Annotated in this window: 4 protein-coding genes; 1 reads left to right on the top strand and 3 read right to left on the bottom strand. The window is 44.3% G+C overall.

Annotated elements, in window-relative coordinates; genetic code table 11:
- Positions 1-166: 166 nt before the first annotated feature.
- Positions 167-460: a nucleotidyltransferase domain-containing protein gene (locus RM811_RS01805; protein ID WP_402520188.1), complete on the bottom strand. Its 294-nt coding sequence runs from the start codon at positions 458-460 to the stop codon at positions 167-169.
- 155 nt (positions 461-615) lie between these two features.
- Positions 616-3,453: an F-box/WD repeat-containing protein gene (locus RM811_RS01800; RefSeq protein ID WP_402520186.1), complete on the bottom strand. Its 2,838-nt coding sequence runs from the start codon at positions 3,451-3,453 to the stop codon at positions 616-618.
- A 437-nt stretch (positions 3,454-3,890) separates the two neighbouring features.
- Here RM811_RS01800 and RM811_RS01795 point away from each other — a divergent pair, with 437 nt between their 5' ends.
- Entirely contained in the window at positions 3,891-4,112 is a 222-nt protein-coding gene (locus RM811_RS01795; protein ID WP_402520184.1) for a hypothetical protein, read from the top strand.
- 598 nt (positions 4,113-4,710) lie between these two features.
- Here the strand turns inward: RM811_RS01795 and RM811_RS01790 are convergent.
- Positions 4,711-4,869 carry a hypothetical protein gene (locus tag RM811_RS01790; RefSeq protein WP_402520182.1) on the bottom strand — a complete coding sequence of 53 codons (159 nt, stop codon included), beginning with the start codon at positions 4,867-4,869 and terminating at the stop codon, positions 4,711-4,713.
- Positions 4,870-4,999 lie beyond the last annotated feature (130 nt).

The raw sequence follows: 4,999 nt of genomic DNA, 5'->3' as shown, positions 1-4,999 counted from the left end.
CCTTCGGCATCCAGCGCATCAATGGTCAGGGGCTGACACCGTTGCAGGGACCACTCCAGTCCACTGGCGGCCTTGTGCATTTGCTGAAGCTGTCTTTCCAGTAGCTGGCGCTTGTCCTTGGTCATAGGGTCTCTTTCTTTGAGTGCTTTCAGGCTTTCATTAAAGACTACAGTTCGATGGCTGTGGGCAAGATGGTTTTGCCGAAGTCGCCGGTGCCGTCCTTATCAAGCAATATATCGATTTTCTGTTCCCCCAACTGCTGGTGCAGGTCAGCCAGAATGTTCAGCTTATGAGTGAAGCCCAGTTTTTCCGAGATCACCAGCAAGTCGATATCGCCACCTTTTTTGTTTGGGTCGGTGCGGGAGCCGAATAGCAATACCCTCGCCTTTGGGTCGTAGCGGGTGATGGTGGTTTTGATGGTCTGTTGTTCCTGTTGGGTCAGGCGCATTGGGTTGTCCATGGTTTAAAGGCTTTGACTCTGTGTTTACTCGCTCCCACACTCTGCGTGGTAGAGCTGGGGGCTCACCGTAAGCACTACACCTGCGGATAGCTATGCATTCCCACGGAGACCGTGGGAACGAGGTACAACCGGTAGCTGTCCGCTGAAGGCTTTGGTCAACCTTCCACTTTTCTTTCTTGCTTTTTTGCCAGCAGCGGACTGTATAAATCCAGGACTCTCAAAAAAGTCTTGTCTCTTTCCTTCATCAAGATGACTTTGCCATGAGAAGAGCAACCACGATAATTCCAGTAACCATTGGAGCCTTCATCTGTTGAAGCAATAATAGAGTTTTGAGTATTTACACATGATTTTCTTTTCGACAGTTTCGGGTTCCATACGGTTATATTGCCATTATGGAAAATGGCGGTGATTACCCGCATATTGGATAACTGCACAAAAGCGCAGATTAGATTAGGATGATATATTGATGCAAGGCATGAACCGCCTTTTTTTTTCAGATCCCAAATTTTCGAGGTAAGGTCACGAGAAGCACTGACCACCCAATTGTTTTTTAACTCCGCGACCACCGAAACAATATCGCTATGCCCATATCGTATATCCAGTTCTTCAATCTTCGGTGGACGATTGACAAGGTTTTCAGTCGCCCCGTCGGAAAGGTTACCGGCATGCAGAGGCAGGCAAGATGGATCTGCCCGGGTATTGATGGCCGTTTCACTGAGTACATCCCACAGGCGGACTTCATTGTCAACACCAGCCATTAGACGCCCGTCCGTCGTCACTGTCGGGCTCTTCCAGTCTGGTGTGGAGAAACACCGCTCCGCTCCGTCAGAAAGCCTGGACAGGTTGTAGATCTCTAAGACACATCGCTTAGACGGCTTCAGGCTGACTTTTTGTTCTTTTTTTTTGATCGCTATATGGGTATTCGATAAAGCCAGAATATTTACGACCTGATAGTCATTTGTGATATTTATATTGCCACTTTTAATAACAGGAAAGGGGTCATCGGGTAGTTTGCTTAAGTCCCAGATAGTGATGACTCCATCATAGGAGAAACTGGCAATACGCAAACCCGGCAATAGAGTCAGATATTTAACACTCTCTTCATGACCTTTCAGGGTGGCAATACAAGCATCTCCCGACGCCGTTTCCAGATCCCATACTCTCAGAGCCCCATCGTAAGATCCGATAACAAACCAGCCATTTGATAACGGAATCATACACTTAACGGCCTTGGTTTTATCTGAAGGAATTTTCACCAAGAGCTTATTTTCCAGTGGCTTTAGAGTAAATTTTTTCTTCAATGACTGATCTTTTGGTGCGTTTAAATCAAAAACAGAAATAGTGCCATCAGAAAAACCAACCGCTGCCTGATGGTTCGCCAGCAGTACCGTGTCATTAATGATTGCGTTACTGCTGATATCTGAACGTTTCATGGTTTTGAAAAAGGAAGGATTTGGAAAGGCTTTGCAGTCGATCAAATTAGAGAACAGCGCCATCGTACGGAGAGGTCTGTCTTTCCTCACCAGTGTTTGAAAATGTCCAAGATGGGCAGGGAGTTTCATCTTGCAATACTTGTCCGAACAGCCCAACTGCTTCAGTTTATTACGGTCATCGTCCGAAACCCCATCAAAATGCCGATCAAGGGACAGTTTCAGAAAAATATTTTCCCGGAATAATCTACAGGTACGTTGCAAATTATAAGCTGACATAAAATCCATATACTGACCGATATGTTCAAGAATTTCCCAGGATAATTCCGTAAACAGACAGATATCACTTTCTGAGGTTTCAGCTTGCAGCTGCTCACTTTTCACTGGCAAAAACAAGGTTTGATGAGTACTTTCAACGGAATCACAGGATGCCCGGGAGCTGGAAGTAATATCTGCCGGTGAAATTTTCGTGGTTGTGGTTATGTCAGTTTTAACGATATCTTTCCATGGCTGACGTCTCACTGCTACCGCCACAGTTCTATGCTTCGTTTTCTTGATACCCATGGCAGATAAACTATCTGGAAGATCAGTTGCCTTTCTTTTTCGAGCCATTGTTTTTTTGCTAGTGGATGGCTGAATATCATTATCAGCATTAGTCTTCTGTTGTTGTGTTCTGATGTGCGTAGATCTGGATGGTGAATGGGTACGTTTTCTCCACTTTTTATCTGTAACATTCTGGCAGGAAGCTAGCCCGGGCTGAGTTTCACAGGGTTCGCTGAGGACATCAGACATTCGTTTCTCTTTCAACCTGTTTTTCTGATTATATATGGACTCTAAGATCATCCGGCCCTCTCTTACTTTTTCCGGTTGATGGCTGACTTTCAAATTTCTTGCCAGTGCATACTCAATCTCCAGGTTCCCGCAGAAGTGATTGATTTCCGCCTTCTTATTCCGCTGGTTTTCCTGCCGACGAAGTTCTCGTAAAATAGCCTCACCCTCTATTAGATTTCCAGGTCCGCCCATTCGTTGCAGGTATATGCTCAGCCCGACTCTAATCGTCAGTTGTTCGCCGAATTGATCTATCCCAGCCCCTCTATACCTGACTTCCCGTACACGCAAATTCCGGTAAATACTCTCCACCTCTTGCAGCTTATCACCGCCCATTTGTTGCAGGCATCGGGCCAGCCCGAGTTCAATATCCATGTGCACTCTGAAGTGACCTCTCGGCTCCCAGCGTCGCTCACTGCTTCTCTGATCACGCAAATCCCGGAAAATATTCTCCGCATCTTTCAGATTATCATCACCGCCGATTTTTTGCAGACATCGGGCCAGCCCGAGTTCCATCTTCCGGTTCCCGCAGAAGACTTGAACCATCCACTTTCCTCTTTCCTTGTTTTCCTGAGAACGCAAGGATAAAAATATTTTCTCAGCCGCTTTCAGCTCTTCAGCCCCGCCGATATTACACAGGCATCGTGCCAACGCGTATTCAACCTTCCATCTCCCGCTAAAGGCATTAGCCACCAGAACACCTCTCTTCTTGTTCTCCTGATGGCGCAAGTCCATATAGATCACTATAGCGTTATCAAAGTATCCAAGCGCCTCTAACGATCTTGCTTTACCTAATAAAATATCAAGTATCGCCTCATTTTGATTTAGAAATTTAGCCTTAGATAGAAGCTTCGTAAACAGTTCACCAGCTTCTTTATTCTCTTTTTTTTTAATTTTTTTCCATCCGATCTCTATTTGTTTTAAAAGAAGTTTTATTTCTTCTTCCTGTGTAGTTTTCTGGCTGGTTCCATCTGAAACAGTTGCACGCGTCTTTGCTGACTGTGAACTATGGTACAGTTTAAATAAGCTTTCATTTTTCCCGGCCGACGAATCAACTCCAGCTTTTACTTTCTTGCTGTCTTCAAGATGTAAACCAAAGGGGGAATCATTGGACTTTCTTTTTTGAGCAATTACCTGCCCCGTTTTCTTTTTACCATCAGGATGAGAATGATATGAAAAATTACACACACTCCTTTTTTGTCTATTACGCAGCCTGTTATCTTGAGAGTTTTTTTTCAAATACAAACTGGATAAAGGGTATTTTTCAACAAACCATTGTGATGATATTGCAACTCTTCTTTCCCTTTTTCGCCCGTCATCATCCAGCCCAGATTGTTCGTGCGATGTTGATTGATGAGGAACTATTATTTTCATCGTTCTGTTATAACCATTAAATATAAATATCAAGTAAATACGATCTGTGCTGATTTTGCCCTGAAGCAATGGAGTGCGCGCATACTCTGGAATAAGGACTGTATTTCAGCTCAGGCTGATCCGGATGGGTAAAGGCAGTCGCTATTGCTCGTACCATAAACCCAGCGTAAGCAGGATTTTTCAGCATAGGTTTAAGGGCGGTCATTTATTCAGGTACTGCCCAATGCATGAAATTTGGTAACTGCTCATTTTTTACAGGAGAAATCGTAGGTTTTGACCTTAATCCGTAGCTTCAAGATCGAATAATCCCCTAAAATCTCAGGCACGCCAATGAATGTAGACTAAATTTGTACGTAGTAAAATCTTCACTCAGACGGTACGTTTTTGTCAGTAGTTCCCGCAATAACTAAAAACCCACTGTTGCCAAGGGCTGGAAGTTTACAGGACAATTTCAGCTACGCAGTCTAAAATAGAAGATATTTTTGGCAAAATACCAACACAGTGTCATATGCCTTCCTCTCATAATCATTCGGTTACCGCTGACCTCATTTTTTTGAAAAAGTTCAAGAGATTCCCGATCCTCGCTCACAGATAAGGGCGCTCGTGAACTACTCGCCCCTAAAGGGGCAGAGCTTCCAATAAGACAGCTACCGGAGTAACAGCCATTATCTTCTTTTTTGACGTTTCACAGTCAGTTGCGATAGAGGGCTTGCCCTTTACCGGCTTACGCTTGGCTCCACGTCCTTTAACCAGCAGGGGAATACCCTTGCCAGTCAACTCCGTTCCACTATATAACCCAAACTACTGTGTACTCCATTAATGAACGAGTGAGTGAGTTAGTACAGCAAGGCTTTGGTCATATTCATATATAAGTACACACATGTACGATTGGTGTGTATTTTAATAA

It is taken from the genome of Endozoicomonas sp. (assembly GCF_031844845.1).
In the GTDB taxonomy this organism is placed as follows: Bacteria; Pseudomonadota; Gammaproteobacteria; order Pseudomonadales; family Endozoicomonadaceae; genus Endozoicomonas.
Note: the sequence above shows the minus strand (reverse complement) of the source record. Positions and strands in the feature narration are given on the sequence as shown.

Coding starts and splice junctions, on each gene's coding strand:
- RM811_RS01805 (WP_402520188.1), bottom strand. CDS start 460: ATGGACAACCCAATGCGCCTGACCCAACAGGAACAACAGACCATCAAA.
- RM811_RS01800 (WP_402520186.1), bottom strand. CDS start 3,453: ATGGACTTGCGCCATCAGGAGAACAAGAAGAGAGGTGTTCTGGTGGCT.
- RM811_RS01795 (WP_402520184.1), top strand. CDS start 3,891: ATGAAAAATTACACACACTCCTTTTTTGTCTATTACGCAGCCTGTTAT.